Origin of the sequence: Paraburkholderia graminis C4D1M (assembly GCF_000172415.1) — a bacterium.
Classification (GTDB): Bacteria; Pseudomonadota; Gammaproteobacteria; order Burkholderiales; family Burkholderiaceae; genus Paraburkholderia; species Paraburkholderia graminis.
In genome coordinates this window covers 344201-361160 of sequence record NZ_ABLD01000005.1, presented here as the reverse complement: position 1 = coordinate 361160, position 16960 = coordinate 344201, and the positions used below count along the sequence as shown (strand labels likewise).

General features: G+C 63.3%; 12 protein-coding genes and 1 pseudogene. 4 read left to right on the top strand and 9 right to left on the bottom strand.

The features are described 5' to 3' along the window. Positions 1-3: 3 nt before the first annotated feature. The 5 genes and pseudogenes from BGRAMDRAFT_RS11945 to BGRAMDRAFT_RS11930 form a co-directional block, all read right to left on the bottom strand. Entirely contained in the window at positions 4-2202 is a 2199-nt protein-coding gene (locus BGRAMDRAFT_RS11945; protein WP_006048994.1) for a polysaccharide biosynthesis tyrosine autokinase, read from the bottom strand. 43 nt (positions 2203-2245) lie between these two features. Further along, positions 2246-3481 (bottom strand): polysaccharide biosynthesis/export family protein, encoded by a 1236-nt coding sequence (locus BGRAMDRAFT_RS11940; RefSeq protein ID WP_044020876.1) that lies wholly within the window; start codon positions 3479-3481, stop codon positions 2246-2248. Next, positions 3475-3852, bottom strand: coding sequence for an arsenate reductase/protein-tyrosine-phosphatase family protein (locus BGRAMDRAFT_RS35930; RefSeq protein WP_232292259.1), 378 nt, complete (start codon positions 3850-3852; stop codon positions 3475-3477). Before BGRAMDRAFT_RS35930 ends, BGRAMDRAFT_RS11940 begins: the two co-directional genes overlap by 7 nt. A gap of 113 nt (positions 3853-3965) precedes the next feature. Beyond that, a pseudogene (locus BGRAMDRAFT_RS11935) lies at positions 3966-5439 on the bottom strand (UDP-glucose dehydrogenase family protein). Between the two features lie 31 nt (positions 5440-5470). Further along, a complete protein-coding gene (locus BGRAMDRAFT_RS11930; RefSeq protein ID WP_006048991.1) occupies positions 5471-6868 on the bottom strand; it encodes an undecaprenyl-phosphate glucose phosphotransferase in 1398 nt (465 codons plus the stop codon). Between the two features lie 668 nt (positions 6869-7536). Here BGRAMDRAFT_RS11930 and BGRAMDRAFT_RS11925 point away from each other — a divergent pair. Next, complete coding sequence (locus tag BGRAMDRAFT_RS11925) at positions 7537-9102, top strand: mannose-1-phosphate guanylyltransferase/mannose-6-phosphate isomerase (protein ID WP_006048990.1); 1566 nt, start codon at positions 7537-7539, stop codon at positions 9100-9102. Positions 9103-9217: 115 nt separating this feature from the next. On the opposite strand, the gene BGRAMDRAFT_RS11920 is transcribed toward BGRAMDRAFT_RS11925, so the two are convergent. Together BGRAMDRAFT_RS11920 and BGRAMDRAFT_RS11915 are read right to left on the bottom strand one after the other, a co-directional pair. Next, positions 9218-10651 (bottom strand): transposase, encoded by a 1434-nt coding sequence (locus BGRAMDRAFT_RS11920; RefSeq protein WP_006048989.1) that lies wholly within the window; start codon positions 10649-10651, stop codon positions 9218-9220. Between the two features lie 599 nt (positions 10652-11250). Further along, positions 11251-11547 carry a YciI-like protein gene (locus tag BGRAMDRAFT_RS11915; RefSeq protein ID WP_006048988.1) on the bottom strand — a complete coding sequence of 99 codons (297 nt, stop codon included), beginning with the start codon at positions 11545-11547 and terminating at the stop codon, positions 11251-11253. Between the two features lie 465 nt (positions 11548-12012). On the opposite strand from BGRAMDRAFT_RS11915, the gene BGRAMDRAFT_RS11910 reads away from it, so the two are divergent. The 3 genes from BGRAMDRAFT_RS11910 (at position 12013) to BGRAMDRAFT_RS11900 (ending at position 14017) form a co-directional block, all read left to right on the top strand. Continuing rightward, positions 12013-12306 carry a PsiF family protein gene (locus tag BGRAMDRAFT_RS11910; RefSeq protein ID WP_006048987.1) on the top strand — a complete coding sequence of 98 codons (294 nt, stop codon included), beginning with the start codon at positions 12013-12015 and terminating at the stop codon, positions 12304-12306. A gap of 301 nt (positions 12307-12607) precedes the next feature. After that, positions 12608-13060 (top strand): membrane protein, encoded by a 453-nt coding sequence (locus BGRAMDRAFT_RS11905; protein WP_006048986.1) that lies wholly within the window; start codon positions 12608-12610, stop codon positions 13058-13060. Positions 13061-13429: 369 nt separating this feature from the next. Beyond that, entirely contained in the window at positions 13430-14017 is a 588-nt protein-coding gene (locus tag BGRAMDRAFT_RS11900; RefSeq protein ID WP_006048985.1) for a BPSL1445 family SYLF domain-containing lipoprotein, read from the top strand. A 378-nt stretch (positions 14018-14395) separates the two neighbouring features. On the opposite strand, the gene BGRAMDRAFT_RS11895 is transcribed toward BGRAMDRAFT_RS11900, so the two are convergent. Both BGRAMDRAFT_RS11895 and BGRAMDRAFT_RS11890 read right to left on the bottom strand, forming a co-directional pair. Then, complete coding sequence (locus tag BGRAMDRAFT_RS11895; protein WP_006048984.1) at positions 14396-15463, bottom strand: glycosyltransferase family 4 protein; 1068 nt, start codon at positions 15461-15463, stop codon at positions 14396-14398. A 252-nt stretch (positions 15464-15715) separates the two neighbouring features. Next, a complete protein-coding gene (locus BGRAMDRAFT_RS11890; RefSeq protein ID WP_006048983.1) occupies positions 15716-16882 on the bottom strand; it encodes an AAA family ATPase in 1167 nt (388 codons plus the stop codon). Positions 16883-16960: the final 78 nt, after the last annotated feature.

Below are 16960 nucleotides of genomic sequence, written 5' to 3'. Positions count from 1 at the left end.
CGGTTACGTGCTCAGATATTCCTGCACCGCCGCGTAACTGCGGTCATAGCCGCCGCGAGCGCGCGCCGGCATGCCGTTGAAGATGCCGCCCTGCACATGCACGCCGGCCCCGCGCAGACGCTTCAGCGAGTCGATGATCTCGCCCTCGCTGTGCATGCCCGAACGCATCACGAAGAACGTCGAGCCTGCATACGCGCCGATGATCGACGCATCGGTCACCGCGAGCACCGGCGGCGTGTCGATCAGGATCACGTCGTAGCGTTTCGCGAGGGCGTCGAGGTATTGCGGCAGACGCGGCGACATCAGCAATTCGGACGGATTCGGCGGACGGCGCCCGCACGAGATAAAGCTGAGGTTCTCGATCTCCGACGCGCGGATCGACTCCTCCAGCGAAATCTGACCGCTCAGCAATTCCGACAAACCGTTTTCCTGCGTGCCGCCGAGGTAGCGTTCGAGCACACCGCGGCGCATGTCGCCGTCGATCATCAGCACGCGCTTGCCCGAATGCGCGAGCAGCACGGCGAGGTTGACCGTGAGGAAGCTCTTGCCGACACCCGCCATCGGTCCCGTGAGCATGACGATGCGGTTCTTTGCATCCATGATCGTGAACTGCATCGACGTCCGCAGACTGCGCAGACTCTCCACGGTGACGTCCTTCGGCCGCGCATTGGCGAGCACGGAACGCAGGCGCTCGCCGCCACGCTGGAACCCATTTTCTAGCAGCGTCTGCTCGGCGCTCATCGGCACGAGGCCGAACACCGGCAGACGAAATGCGCGCTCGATATGCTCGGGGTCGTCGATGCCCTTGAACATATTGCGGCGCAGGAACACGAAGCCGGTGCCCGCGATCAGCCCGAGAATCGTCGCCGCCGACAGAATCAGCGCCTTCTTCGGCTTGACCGGCGATCCAGGACGCAGCGCGGCGTCGACGATATGCACGTTGCCGCCGGTGCCCGCCTTCTGCACCGACAACTCCTGCACGCGATTGAGCAGCAGCACGTAGATGTCTTCCGCGACCTTCGCATCGCGCTGCAATTGCACGGCCTTGACCTCGGTGGCCGGCAGATCGCGGAAACGGTCCGCGTATTTCGTGCGCTGCGCCTGCAGCTCGGCCATTTGCTCGCGTGCGGCCTTCAGCATCGGATGGTCGTCGCCGTAACGTTCGGTGAGCTGCGCCATCTGGAGCCGCAAGCCGGCAATCTGCTGTTCGTACTGCACGCTGCCTTCGAGATAAACCTTCGCCTCCTCGCTCGCGTTGATCGAGCCGGACTGACGCTGATACGCGGTCAGCGCGGCCTCGGCGCGTTCGAGATCGGACTTCAGGCGCGGCTCTTCGCTCTTCAGGAAGTCGAGCATCTTGCTTGCATCGGACTGCTTGTTCGCGATGTGCTGACGCACATACGACTGCGCGAGCGCATTGGCGACGAGCGCGGCATGCTCGGGGTTTTTGTCCTCGAGTGAAATCTGGATCACGCCGGTCTGCTTGCCCTGCTCCTGCACGCTGATCGCGGATTGAAAGGCGCTTATCGCGTCGAGATCGTTCGCCCGCATCACGGTGAATTCCTCACCCGGACGCGCGACCAGCTTGCTGACCAGCATCGTCACGCCGCCGCCTTGCGCCTGCTGCCCGACCTGACCGCGCAGCAGCAGCGCGCCGTTCTCCGCATGCAGTTCGTAGCGGCCGCCGTCGAGCGCCTTCATGGTCAGCTTCTGGCCTTCGAGCGCGGGCAGCACGTCGATCGAATCGACGTCGACAACCTCGCCGCCCCATGCATACGACGACAAGCCGAGCCACGGCTTCGCCGGCTCGCCAGGCGTCGCGACGCGCGCGGCGATGCTGCCGAGCAGCGGCAGCGTTTTCGGCGTGACGCTGAAGTTCAGCTTCATCTGCTCGACGACCGGCGCCACCACGCCGCGGCTCTTGATGATTTCGATTTCGGCGTCGGTCGGCAGCGAACTGGAGCCGCTCGTGATCGCGGCGCCGGTCTGCGTTTGCGTGAGCGCCTGCGACGTGTTGTCGGCCTGCTCGACACGCACATGTGCATCGGCCGAATAGATCGGCTTGGCGAGCAGGCAGTACGCGCCGGCAATCGCGACGACCGCCGCCGCGATCGCGATGAGCCACCAGATGTCGTCGAGGATCACCTGCACCAGTTGCCCGAGGACCACGTCCTCTTCTTCGGTCCTGATCGGGCCGGCCATGTGTGGAGAAATTTGATTGCTCACAGTTCGATCCCGTATCTGGTTAGCGCGTCAGTTGCTTCAGGTAGAACAGCGTCTGCACGCTCGGCAACACCTGCTGCAACACGCGGTTGAACGTGGTCGAGGCGGCGGTGCCCACATACACGACATCGAGCGGCTGCAACTGGAACTGCGCGGACAGCATGATCGCGTCGGGCTGCGTCATGTCGAGGCGGTACACGTCCGGCGTGGTCGGATGCTCGCGCATGCCGCGCATCACGAAGATCTGCCGCGGATTGGCGTCGGTGTCGAGAATGCCGCCGGCTTGCGTGAGCGCGTCCGCGATCGTCAGACGGCCCTTGATCATCGGCACCTGAATCGGCGTCTTTACTTCTCCCATCACGAAGATGCGGCTGTTGCTGCGGTCCGGCACGTTGATGACGTCGCCGTTTTGCAGCATCACGTTCTGCGTGGTGTCGCCCGCATCGAGCATGCGGTTCGCGTCGAGCACGTAAAGCGTCTTGTTGCGCGTGAGGCGCACGCGCTGGATGTCGGCGTCGGCAGTCGTGCCGCCCGAGCGCGTGAGCGCATCGACGAGCGTGAGCGGCACGTCACTGACCGCGAGCGGACCCGGCGTTTTGACTTCGCCGGTGACCTGCACTTTCTGGCCGCGATACGACAGCACGCGCACATCGACTTGCGGATTGCGGATATAGCGCACGAGGCCGCGCGCAAGCTGATCGCGCAACTCGCCGACGGTCTTGCCCGCGGCCATGATGCGGCCGACGAACGGGAAATAGATGGTGCCGTCGGCGGCGACGGTCTGGCCGTACGGATCGGCCTGGCCCGGCAACGCGGCCGTGTACGGCTGCTGCAACGCGCCGGCGATGGTCTGCGTGCTGGTGCCGCCCGCCGACAGCGTGCTGCCCTGCGGCGTGGTCAATTCGGGGTGATCCCACACGGTGATGCCGAGAATGTCTTGCGGCGACAGCCGGTAGACGTACTGCGAAGGATCGCTGAAGGTCGAGGTCGGCAACGGACGCGGCGGTGCACTGGCTTCGGCCTGCGCCTGGGCGGCGACGACGCTCGCGTCGATCACATGGACCGGATAGGTTTCGGCGGACTGGCTCTGACTCTGGTGCTGGCCGTCGTCTTTCAGACGCGACGTGTCGAGGTAATTACCCGGTGCGGTGGCGCAGGCCGACAGAAAGGACGTCAGCAAAAGCGTGGCGGCGAACTTCGTGATGAGCTTCGTTTTCGGGTTCGCGAATGTAGGTGTAGCGAGTGTTTTCATCAGCATATTTTTTTCAGCCATCCCATGACCAGATGTTCGATGAGCACGAGACTTTCCCTGTAAGCGGATTCCTCGCCGCCGTGCGGATCGGCGACGTCGGCCAGGTCTTCCCACTTGCCGAGCGGAAAGACCTTGCCGCGCGAAGCCGGATCGAGTGCTTCGACTTCGCCGATCTGCGCGCGCTCGCTCACGAGCACGAGATCGGCGGATCGCACGAGCCGGCGGTCAAGCCGCCGCGAGTGATGCGCGCCGGATGCGACGCCGCGCTCGGCGAGCAGGCGCCGCATCACCGGGTCCATGCCGTGGCCGTTCATCGCGCGAATGCCCGCCGAATGAAACGCGATGGACGCCGACGCCTGGCGCGCCTTGAACAGCATTTCGGCGGCCGGCGAACGGCACACGTTGGCGTGGCAGACGATCAGAACATTGGCGAACATGTCGGGCTCCGTGATGAGGCGCGTGGTGCGTGCGGGCGGCGTGACAGGCAGGCTTATTGGCCGGCCTGGGCCACGGCGAGCGCATCCGCTTGCGTACCGCCGTGCGTGTCGCCATGCACGGGCGGCAGGCCGTTCACGCCGACTCTTGCGGGGCGCATTGCGCAGCGCATGCTGACGTCCGATCGCGTGATACTCGATGCCGAGTTCGAGCAGCGCGTCCGGTTCGTACAGATTGCGGCCGTCGAAAATAAGCGGCGTTTTCAGCATCGTTTTGAGCGCATTGAAGTCCGGGCTCTTGAAGACTTTCCACTCGGTCAGGATCACGAGCGCGTCGGCGTCTTGCGCTGCTTCCATCTCTTCGTTCACGAACTGCAGACGCGCGTGCTGCTGCGGCACGTCCTTCAGATCGAGCGCGAACACGCGCTTCGATTCGTCGATTGCGACCGGGTCGTACGCCTTCACGCGCGCGCCGCGGCGCAGCAGTTCGGCAATCAGCGGGCGGCTCGGCGCTTCGCGCATGTCGTCGGTATTCGGCTTGAACGCGAGGCCCCATACGGCGAACGTGCGGTCGGACAGGTCCTCGCCGAGACGCGCGACGATCTTCTGACCGAGCACTTTCTTCTGCGTGTCGTTGACCGCTTCCACGGCTTCGAGAATGCGCAGATTCGCGTGGTGATCGGCGGCTGTGCGGATCAGCGCCTGCACGTCTTTCGGGAAGCACGAGCCGCCGTAGCCGCAGCCCGCGTACAGGAAGTCGTAGCCGATGCGCGGGTCCGATCCGATGCCGCGGCGCACGGCCTCGATATCCGCGCCGACGCGGTCGGCGAGATTCGCCAGCTCGTTCATGTACGAGATGCGCGTGGCGAGCATCGCGTTGGCTGCGTACTTGGTGAATTCGGCCGAGCGCACGTCCATGTACAGCGTGCGTTCGCGATTGCGGTTGAACGGCGCATAGAGACGCTTCATCAATTCGCGCGCCTTTTCTCCGGGCACGTCTTCATCGCAACCGAGCACGATGCGGTCGGGCCGCGTGAAGTCTTCCACTGCCGCGCCCTCTTTCAGGAACTCCGGGTTCGACACCACCGAGAACATGTGACTGAGGTTGCGCGCGGCAAGCTCTTCGGCGATTGCGTCGCGAACGCGTGAAGCCGTGCCGACCGGCACCGTCGATTTGTCGACGATCACCTTGAAGCCCGTCATATGGCGGCCGATATTGCGTGCGGCGGCGAGCACGTATTGCAGATCCGCTGAGCCGTCTTCGTCCGACGGCGTGCCGACCGCGATGAACTGGATGTCGCCGTGCGCGACCGCCGCTTCGACGTCGGTCGAAAACGTGAGGCGTCCGGCCTTGCGATTGCGCGCGATGATCTCCTGCAGGCCCGGCTCGTGAATCGGCACGCCGCCGCCGTTGAGCACGTCGATCTTGCGCCGGTCGACGTCGAGACAGAACACGTCGTGGCCGATGTCGGCCAGACATGCGCCCGTCACGAGGCCTACGTAGCCGCTACCGATGATCGTCAGGTTCATGTATTACCTCGCAGGAGTTTGGAGTGAGTGTTCAATATGCGTTGCTGCCGACAAAGCCCTTCCACAGCGTCAGCACGACGATCTTGATGTCGAGCCAGAAGGTCCAGTGCTGCATGTAGTAGAGATCGAGCTTGACGCGGCCCATCATTTTTTCGATGCGGTCGGTTTCGCCGCGATAGCCGTTGATCTGCGCCCATCCGGTGATGCCCGGCTTGATCCGGTAGCGGTGCATGTAGCCCTTCACCAGATCCTTGTAGATGTCGTCGTGTTCGAGCGCATGCGGACGCGGCCCGACCACCGACATCTCGCCGCGCAGCACGTTGATGAATTGCGGCAGCTCGTCGAGGCTCGTGCGCCGCAGGAATGCGCCGACCGCGGTGATGCGCGGATCGCGCCGCGTGGCCTGCGTGATCTTGCCGGCCTCTTCCTTGTGTACTTTCATCGAGCGGAACTTGTAGATCTCGAACTCGTTTCCGTCGATGCCCTTGCGCTTCTGGCGGAAGAACACCGGACCCGGCGAGCTGAGCTTGACGAGCACCGCGATTCCGAGCATCAGCGGCGCGAGCGCGGTCAACGCGGCGAGCGCGAACAGCCGGTCGAAGATGCGCTTGGGCAGCACGCGCAAATCGGTGATCGGCGAAGCCGCGAGGTTGATCGCCGGCACGCCGAGCAGTTCCACCATCGGCTGATTGAAGAGCGTGAGGCTGCGCACGTCGGGAATAAAGCGGATGTTCACGAAGTCGTTGCGCAGATCCATCACAATGCGATGTATTTCCTTTTCCTTCGAGATGGGCAGCGCGAGCCACAATTCGCGGATCGCGCGCTGACGCACGAGCTGGATCATGCGCTGATAGTCGCGTTCGACGGGCACGCCTTCTATCGCAGCGGCCGCGTCGGGATCTTCATAGGGGTTGATCGTGCCGTTCTCGTCGAACACCACGACGGGGCTAAAGCCGGCGTCCGGACGGCTGCGCATCTGCTGGATCAGAAAGCGCCCATACGGTGCGCCGCCGACGATCGCCACCGCGCGCTGATTGAAGCCTTCGCGGCGCAGCCCGCGCAGAATCGAGTAGACGATCACCTTCGTGACGATCAGCAGCACGATGGTCGCGGCCGCCCAATAGACGAGCCACAGCCGCGACAGACTGTCCGCGCGATGCAGGCTGAAGCTGATCAGCACGCCGGTGACTTCGACCATCGCCCAGCCGCCCGCGACGCGGCACAGCAGGTCGTAGAGCGGCTTGCCGCGCCATGACTGATAGATGCCGAGCGCGGGAAAGAACACGACCACGAGCAGCACGTCGAAGGCGAGCGACACGCTTTGCATGTCGTCCAGCCACACGACTTCTCCGTTGTGCACGGCCGCCGCGATCGCGGCGCCGAGCGCGACCATCGCGATGTCGATCAGTCTCGATAGAACGCTCAGCATGTGCTGCCCCTCAGTTCGTCAGTCAAGTGCCATCCTGCTGTTAGTCCGTTGCGTGCATCCGCCGGCCAGTTGCAATGCGCTGCACGGTCGTTTGGGCGTGGCACGCAAAAACGCCGGCAGCCGCGCCGGCAAATGAATTGCCCGACGCGAATCCGATTGAAGCCGTGCTAATTGCAATTACGCTTTCCGCTTTGCTAAACCGGACGCTCGGCCGCAGCGAAAAACGTGTCTCGGAATGAGTGAATGTCCTTCTACAGGTATAGATAAAGCGTTATTAAAATTCGCGCCGCAAGGCTGCAAAAATCTCAAAATGTATCGGTCAAAATTTCGGAATTTTTTGTGAATTTTGTGGGGTGTTTTTACCGGAATAGTGGCTTTGACCATGCTTTTGCGCCTTCCTGACGGGCAACGGCGGCCTTTCTGTCGCTTTCCGGCGATGCACGCCCGGTCTCGCGGCGTCGTCATTCTCGTGCAGGCGCCGCGGTAAAAAAATAGCCCGCCGTTAATTTCCGCATAATTTTTCTTTTTATAAAATAGCCGCGACATTTTTTGTTCATCAAGACGTTAGCTCTATTCGGCTTATATATAGTTTCCAATTAACGGGCTTTTATTCATTTCGGTCTTCGTGATAAAACTGGACGCATCCATCCAGTCCCGAGGAGTCCATCATGACCGCTCCGGTTACGGCCACGTCCGCCGACACCCGGCCCACCCAGACGACGTCCGCGCACGTCAAACTGAAGGTTCATCCCGTCATTCTCGCGGGCGGCTCAGGCACGAGGTTGTGGCCGATGTCGCGCGAGCAGCATCCCAAGCAGTTGATCGGCCTGCTCGGCGAAGACTCGCTGCTGCAGTCCACCACGCGCCGTCTCGACGCGCTCGAGGCCGGCTATCCGCTCGCCGGGCAACTCGTCGTGGTGGCCAACGAGGAACAACGCTTCACGACCGCCGAGCAATTGCGCACGAGCGGCAAACCGACTCGCCTGATTCTCGAACCGGTAGGCCGCGATACGGCGCCGGCGCTGACTGTGGCCGCGCTATCCATTGCTGCGCAGGACGAGGACGGCATCATGGTGGTGATGCCCGCGGATCACGCGGTCACCGATCTCGAAGGCTTTCACGCCGCAGTCGCCGCGGGCGTGCAGCATGCGGCGGCGGGTCAGATCGTCACAATGGGCATCGTGCCGACGCGCGCGGAAACGGGCTACGGCTATATCCGCATTGGCGCGGCTATCGGTACGCCTGGTAATCCTGATGAAACGCAAGCGGCTGACGCTGTGGATGCGAGTGCTTCGGTCACCGCGCACAAGCTCGATCGCTTCGTCGAAAAGCCGCATCTCGAACTCGCGCAGCGCTATGTCGAATCGCGCGAATACTGGTGGAACAGCGGCATTTTCATCATGCGTGCATCGACGTGGTTGAAGGCGATCCGCCACTTTCAGCCGGCGATTCACGACGCCTGCGAAGCGGCCTACGCGGGCGGCAAGGCTGACGGCGATTTCTTCCGCCTGCAACGCGATGCGTTCAGCGCGTCGCCGTCCAATTCGATCGACTACGCCGTGATGGAGCAACTCGGCCAGGACCAAAGTGCGGCCGCGGGCGTGGTCGTGCCGTTGCAGGCGGGCTGGTCGGACGTGGGCTCGTGGGACGCCATCTGGGACATCTCCGAGAAAGACGCGGAGCAGAACGTGGGCCGCGGCCGCGTGATGTTCGAAGGCGCTTCCTCCACCTTCGCACATTCGGAAGGACGCCTGATTGCCTGCGTCGGCACGCAGGATCTCGTCGTCGTCGAAACGGCCGACGCGATTCTCGTCGCCGACAAATCGCGCGTGCAGGACGTAAAGAAAATCGTGGGCCGCATTCGCAGCGAAGGCGGCATCGAAGCGGCCAATCATCGCAAGGTGCATCGCCCGTGGGGCAATTACGATTCCGTCGATACCGGCGAGCGTTTCCAGGTGAAGCGCATTGTCGTAAAGCCGGGCGCTCGCCTCTCGCTGCAAATGCATCATCACCGCGCCGAACATTGGATCGTCGTGCGCGGCACCGCGCTCGTCACGCGAGGTGAAGAGCGCTTTATCGTCTCCGAAAACGAATCGGCTTATATCCCGCTCGGCGTCACGCACCGTCTCGAGAACCCGGGCAAGATGCCGCTCGAAATGATCGAGGTGCAATCCGGCTCGTATCTCGGCGAAGACGATATCGTGCGCTTCGACGACACGTACGGACGCCAGTAAAGCCCTGGGTCACACATCAGGCACGCGAGGTCGGTTGCGGGAACAGCGTTGAATCACAGCGAATGAAGCGGGAACCTGCGGCGGTTGCTCCAGACTGCCGCGGGGTGCTGCGTGCTCATCCCGCGTGGGAGATGAGTTCTGTGTACGACGGATAACGTTCTGCTCGATCTGCTGCGGCTGGATTGGCGGGCGTTGCGGTTGCTGCGCCTGGTGCTGCGCCTGCGCCTGATGCTGCATTGGCTGATGCGTTCGCGCTAGTCATCCCGCCATTCACCGCGCTGCCGACGGCAGCAGCGGCGGGTTCGCTCGTGTAGCGCCGCAGCGGTCCGCGAAACGCATTCAACGGACCATGCAACGGAGCTCCATGATGCGCGGCGACGGGCTCCGGCACATGACGCATGCCCGCCATCGGACGAGCCGGCGGCGCGGTATACGGCGAGTGAGCGGCAGACACGTCGGACGTGTACACGGGCTTGTGCATCTGCCCATGCATCGGCGCGCCGTACGCTTGCGGTGCCCGTACCTGCGGCGCCGCATAGGCCGCGGCCTGCGCCGCGCATTCGCGATCGATCCACTGCGCGGCCCACTCGAACGCATAATGCTCGGCCGCCTCGGCGTCCGTAAAGCGCGGACCGACGAGGCCCGAACGCTCGACGCGCTTGCCGTCCTTCATGATCTCCGCCCACGCCCGATACATCGCGTTCGGCACCCGCTCGGCGGCGACATAGATCAGATAGCCGTGCCGTTCGGCGACTTGCCGCCCGCGCGGCGCGAGAGCCGTCGACAGCGGGCTGCGTTGCAGCGCCGCTCCCGAGATTCCGCGCGCCGATGCAATGGCCGCGTCCAAGCCCTGCATCGCGGCACCGACCGCGCCGGCTTCGTTCATCGCGCGCAAGTCGGCGCGCAGCGCCGGGCGCGGCGCATAAGCGACCGATGGAGTCGGCAAAGCCGGCGCACGCGCGATGGCATGTGCGGCTTGTGCAGCGTAGGCATCTTGCCGGTCCTGCGCGACGACGGGCGCGGCATGGTCGAAACCCGCCAGTTGACGCGTGATATCCGCGATCGGATCGGCCGAACGCCAGGGCCGCGCGTGCGACGCCTGCGTCTCATGCAGCGCGTTAGCCGCGTGGCCGTTCGTGCCGGGCGCCTGCCACGACTCGGGGCTTTTCCACGACACGCCGCGCGGACTCTCGTCACGCATGCTGGTTGTATCCGCGACAGGCGCTGCGGGTTTCGACGCGACGGGCGGCGCCGGCTGCGGCACGTAGGCGAACGTGCGCCCTGTTCTGGACAGAAGCCGAACCATCTCGAGCAGCGTGCCGTTCAGTTGCCATTCCTCGAAACGGCGCCGGCAAGTGGGCCCCGACGGATAACGGCCTGGCAGCTTCGACCAGGGCTCTCCGGTAGTGAGGATCCACAAAACCGCATTGGCCACGACACGTGGGTCGGCGCGAGGCCGCCCACGTCGGTTCAGACGGACGGCCGGCTCATCGGAGACAAGCGCAGATAGCAGCGCCCATTCGTCATTGCTTAGCTCATCGAAAAACATGGATTTTCTCCACGCAGCCTGGCCGGGCCGCGGCTTTGGGTGGACCACAGATTCAGCCTTCACGATCCGTGTGTCACCCTCGGTTGCACAAATATGTCTTGTACGTTCTGTTGGCTGGTCAACCCCGCCCTGTGTTAGTGCGGTTTATCCCTATTGCGAAGCACAAAACGTGGTCTCACTCGTGCATGGGAGAATTGTGCACGAAGCATACCATCACCAGGGTTTGCGTGAATATGGGCGAGACAAGTGTTACGGATAGAAACAAACTTATGCTTTTCACTCGCTTAATTCACGTCATGCCGTAACGGAAATGCTTCATGCGATAGCGACGGAATTGCTATTGCCCACTCGACAGCCCACAAAAAAGCACAGCCAATGCGCGCTAAAGGCCTGCTAAAAAATGCGGCAGACACGCCGAATAAGCCGCCCGAATTCGACCGCATCACGGCGCAATAATTCAGGCATTCTTTGTCTGTCTGCCGGTGTGGCCGGTTCGTTGCACGCGCATCGAGTCAACGGTGCCAACGCTTGATGACATCGATGTGGCAACGCAGGCGAGCCGCTCGCTTGAGGCGTCGCCCGCGTGGTGTGTGGAACGGCTAGCGCACGGGATTCGCCGCGCCCTCGCCGGCCACGGTTTTCCATTCGCGTACGCGCCAGCGTGTAACAAGCCCCGCTCGCACGTACGGATCTGCCTCGGCGAAGGCTTCGGCGACGCGAGGCGTGTCGCCGTTAAAAAGCAGCATGGCGGTGTCGACCGGTTCGGTCAGCGCACCGCCCAACATCAGTTCGCCGCGCCCCGCCGCTTCCCATGCGAGTTTCAGATGCGCATCGCGGTACTCACCACGCCGTTCCAGATAGTCGGGCACGAGGTCATAGATCAATAGATAGTGCATGACGAATTCCTCCTTAAAAAACACTACAGCGCCGGTGGTGAACGGACACGGCAACCTGTCAATAGCCGTTAAGGATTTCCCTGCGAATTTCCTTACCAATTGCCATTCATGTGCTACCGCAGCAAATGGACAATGCAGAAAAACAATGCAGCGCGAATTTTTCAACCGCTCGCATTGGCGATACGGTAGCGAATTGCAGCTCGATTGCATCATCGTTTAATCTGCAATGCATAACATAATCGCGTGTCCGGATTCGCTGCAATTCAACGCCAATCGACCTGAAATACGCACTCACTCCGCCTGGTCAGGGAAAACCAGCGGGCGCGGCTGTCAACGCAAACGCGCTTTTGACCGTTGATGCAGACAGCATTTGCCATAATGGACTTGCCGAGGGCCGGATGCCGGATCCCGTCGACGCCCACGTGCATGAAGACCAAAAACGTTTCCACACCGATGGAGTGTCACATGAAAATCCAATCCGCAATCGCTTCCCTGGTACTCGGCGCCGTCCTCGTTTCGCCGGCATTCGCGCAGAACAGCCAGCAGACGAAGATGGCCGACTGTAACAAGCAGGCCGGCGACAAAAAAGGCGACGAGCGCAAGGCGTTCATGAAGACGTGCCTGTCGGCGAAACCGGCCGCCGCGCCGATGAGCCAGCAGGACAAGATGAAGGTATGCAACACGCAAGCCACCGGCAAGAAAGGCGACGATCGCAAGGCGTTCATGAAGAGCTGCCTGTCGTCGGCGCCGGCTAACTGAACTTGGCTTAAACCCAACCAGATTCGACCAGGCGGGTTTCCAGCACGCTCGCCCATGCGCCGCGCGCTTCGCGCGGCGCATGCTTTGCGCATCGGACTCCAGCATCCCACTCTCGCATCCGATTTTTCGCGCCACACCCTCTACGCTTTTCCGCTCCGCGCTTCGCCCGCCCTTCACAGTCCTCTCGCCCGAACGCGCCGTTTTTCTTCTATGATGGCTGCGGAGACGGCCCACCCCACACAACATTCATACGGGCCGCCATCTTGTCGTTGATGCCGCAAAGCATCGATTGGAGGCAAGGATGGTATCGAAGCATAAAAACCGCTGGTTGAGGCGGTGGCTGGTCGTCATCGTGTTCTGGGCGGTGCCCGTGGCGATCGTTGCAGTCAGCGAGATTCGCGAGGAGATGGCGTACAACGCCGTCGACCTGGAGCGCGCGCTGACCACCTGGAATTTCACCGACGCGCAACGTGCGGCCGGCGCCCCCGCGCGCTGCCACGGCAAGCCGGAAGAGGCGCAAGCCGCCGGTTGTCCCGCCGACGTGCTCGCGGCCAACGCGCCGCGTCAGCAGGACGCCCGCAATGAATACAGCGTGCGCCGCTCCACCCTGATGGCTTATCTCTGGCATGCGTTCGTCGGCTACTGGATCGTGCCGGCGCTCACGCTGTTTGTTATCGGCGTGTTGATCGGCGCGGTGCGCCGCGCGCTCAGGCGGCCACCGGCGGTCAAGAGTCCGGCCAATCACGGCGGATAGTGCGCGCATCTGACTTCGGATTTGCGGCGTCGAGACAACAGTTTCGAGCCGGTCGCGACAGAAAATGCGAAGCGCTTGAGTCGGTAAAAATGGGCGAATCCGGCGATTTCGGCTCGCGTGCCCGGCGGCTCGACCGAGCGCGATCCGCAGCACGGCGGCCCGGTTTCTGCGTGTTGATGCGGTCGGCGAGCGTCGCCCGGCAGCCGGTCAAATTTACAGAAGACTCTTTTCGATTTGCCTCAAAGCCCCGCCGCATAAGGCTTTGAGGCTTGCGACCGAGGGCGCGTTTTGGCGTGCCGTGTGATATAACTCAGAGGCGACCGCGCGATTTGTTCGCGGTCGCGCCCCGGAACCATACGGAGAAAAACGATGCAAAGACGACACTTCATGTTGAAGACTACCGCTGCGCTCGCTTTCGGAGGCCTTGCTCTCGCCGGTTGCACAACCAACACCGGCGGCCACGACACCGCCGCCACCGATTCGTCCAAACGCCGCTCGATCGACGCCGACGTCGACGGCACCATGTCGCGGCTGTACACGACCGTGAAGGGTTCGCGCGAACTCGTCGCCAAGGCGCGCGGCGTGCTGGTGTTCCCGTCGGTGCTGCAGGCGGGCTTCATCGTCGGCGGGCAATACGGCGAAGGCGCGCTGCGCGTCGCCGGCACCTCAGTCGGCTACTACAGCACGGTTTCCGGCTCGTTCGGGCTCCAGGCGGGCGCGCAATCGAAGGCCATCATCTTCCTGTTCATGACGCAGGATGCGCTCGACAAATTCCGCAATGCCGACGGCTGGTCGGTCGGCGGCGACGCCTCCGTTGCGCTCGTGAAAATGGGTGCCAACGGCGCGATCGATTCGAACACGGCAACCGCGCCGGTCGAGGTCTTCGTGCTGACCAACGCCGGGTTGATGGGCGACCTGTCGTTGCAAGGCACCAAGGTTTCGCGCCTGAAGATTTGACGCCGAAGGGTTGGCCCCGGCGGTTTGTGTCCGCGGGCCGACTCTGTGAGCGTGACAATGGCTCGACGAGCCGCCGCCGCGTTGGTTGAGGCGGTATAGCGTCTTTGCGGCGGGACACGCAATGTGTCCCGCTGGGCCTAGGGTTGTGGAACGCAACCGTAGTAATGCAGCCATCGCGACAACTGAGTTGCCGCGAGCGCGCCTAGTGCGCTATGCCGGCATCGGCTCATCGCACACGCGGCACAGCCTCTCGCAGTAAAAAAGCCGGCGCTCGCCACGAGCGCCGGCTTCGTTTCTCTCTACTGTTTTCGCCCAATCCCGCTTTGTCTGATCGCGCGAGCAAACCAGACAGCAGCACCGCGCGCCCACTCGCCGCGATCAACGCCCCGAGCTGTCCACCACCTTGAAGCGCGAACGTTTCTGCGCGCGAATCACCGACTGATACGCATCCACGTACTGCTGCGCCATTCGGTGCGACGTGAAGCGCTCCTCGAAGCGCTGTCGCACGCCCGCACGCGACATCTTGTGCAGACGGTTGACCGCCGCGACCGCGCCGATCTCGTCTTCGACGATAAAGCCCGTCAGCCCGTCTTCGAGCACTTCCGGCACCGAGCCGCGGTTGAACGCGACGACCGGTGTGCCGCACGCCATCGCCTCGATCATCACGAGGCCGAACGGCTCCGGCCAGTCGATCGGAAACAGCAGCGCATGCGCGCCCGACAGAAACTCCGCCTTCTGATTGTCCGCGATTTCGCCGATGAACTCGACGTACGGCAAGTCCAGCAGCGGCCGGATATCGCGCTCGAAATATTCGCGATCGGCGGCGTCGACCTTGGCGGCGATGCGAATCGGCATGCCGCAGCGACCGGCAATGCGGATCGCCGTATCGACGCGTTTTTCCGGCGAAATACGGCCGAGAAATGCCAGGTACTTCTGCTCGACCGGCTGCGGCGTGTAGAGATGCTCAGGCAAGCCGTGATAGACGGTGGTGAGCCAACGCGCCTGCGGCAGCGGATGGCGCTGCGCATTCGAAATCGAAATTACCGGCGCCGAGCTGAACGTGTCGAACACCGGCTGCTGTTCGGGTAGGTCGAGACGGCCGTGCATCGTCGTGACGAACGGCGTGTCCTGGCGCTGAAACACCGAGAACGAGTAATAGTCGAGGTGAAAATGCAGGACGTCGAACTGCTCGGCCTGGCGGCGCACCAGTTCCATCAGCAACATATGCGGCGCGACGCGATCGCGAATGCCTGGGTCGAGGCGCAGCGCGCGCGGCCACACCGGCTCCAGTTTCGCACTCGTAACGGAATCGCCGCTTGCGAACAGCGTCACATCGTGGCCGAGCTCGACGAGCGCCTCGGTGATGTACGACACGACGCGCTCCGTGCCGCCGTATAGCTTCGGCGGCACCGATTCGGTCAAGGGGGCGATCTGCGCAATCTTCATAGTTGTCTCCGTGAACTGACGGCTCGTGGCCCGGCTTGTTCCGAGGCCGCGTTTTGCGGCGCCGTCAGTGGCGCCCTTTTGAGCGCCGGTCTTCGATCAGTGCACCGCGGCAGCACGCGCGCACCATAGGCATCGGAGCATTATTCCCTGGCAGGGACTAAAAAGCGCCCGTTATTGCATTTCCTGGGCGCTGTTACATTCAGCTTACAAGCCGCCTGGCACCGAAATAAAGGCCGCATCGCACCGCGCGATTCAGCGCGACGGCCACTTCCAGGCCGGCATGTCGCGCTCGTCGGCGTCCGCGAGACGCGTGGCGCCGAAATGCTTTTCCAGCACCAGCGATTCGCTCGCGTCCTCGCGTTCGAGCGCCGCGATCAGCCGCGCTGCATGCGATACGACGAGGACCTGCGAGTGCGCGGCGGCCCGCGCGATCAGCCGCGCGAGCGCCGGCAGCAGATCGGGATGCAAACTGGTTTCAGGCTCGTTCAGCACCAGCAGCGCGGGCGGGCGCGGAGTCAACAGCGCGGCGACCAGCAGCAGATAGCGCAAGGTGCCGTCCGACAATTCCGCGCCCTTCAGCGGACGCAGCAGGCCGTGCTGCTGCATCAGCACTTCGAAGCGGCCGTCCTGCGAGGCAATCTCGAGCCGCGAGCCGGGAAAGGCGTCGTCGATCGCAGCGTCGAGCGCCGTCGAATCGCCGATTTCGCGGATGGTTTGCAACGCGGCGGCGAGGTCCGCGCCGTCGTCGGAGAGCACCGGCGTATGCGTGCCGACTTGCGGCATGCGCGCGGGGGCGTCGACGTCGGTCCGGAAGTGATCGTAGAAGCGCCACGAGCGGATCTGTTCGCGCACCGCGATCATCTCGGGCGCGGAGCGCGGGTCGGCGAACTCCGTCATCATGCTGTCGAAACTCGCAACCGGCTGCGGCACCGTTTGCCACTCGCCGCTTTCGTCGCGCGTGCGTAACGCCGGACCCTGCCTGTCGACGAGCAATGCGGACGGCCGCAGCACCGGCCCGCTCCAGATGCATTCGCGCTTGACGACGGGATCGAGCATAAAACGGGTGCTCTTATTGAGCAGCGGCAGCCCGAGATCGATCGCATAACTAAACTGCTCGCCCGCGAAACCGAGCCTGAGACTCACCGGCGTCTTGCGTGCCGTGGGTTCAACCTCGAATTCGCCGCTCAGCACGCCGCGCGAAAAGCGTTCGGGACCGGCCCATAAGGTGGACGGCAGGCCGCCTTCCCGCGCGAGCGACGTAATCACGCCGCCGCGCGCCGTTTCCGCAAGCAGACGCAGCGAACGGTAGACGCTCGATTTGCCGCTGCCGTTCGCGCCGGTAATGACGTTCAGCCGGCCGAGCGGCACGATTAATTCGCGCAAAGATCGGTAGCCCGCGATGGCGAGCGCACTCAGCACGCGGCCATCCGAAGATACGAGGCTTGCGGGCGCACGCGCGCCTTGCTGGCCGACAACCTCCGCTGCCCGAGGCTGAAG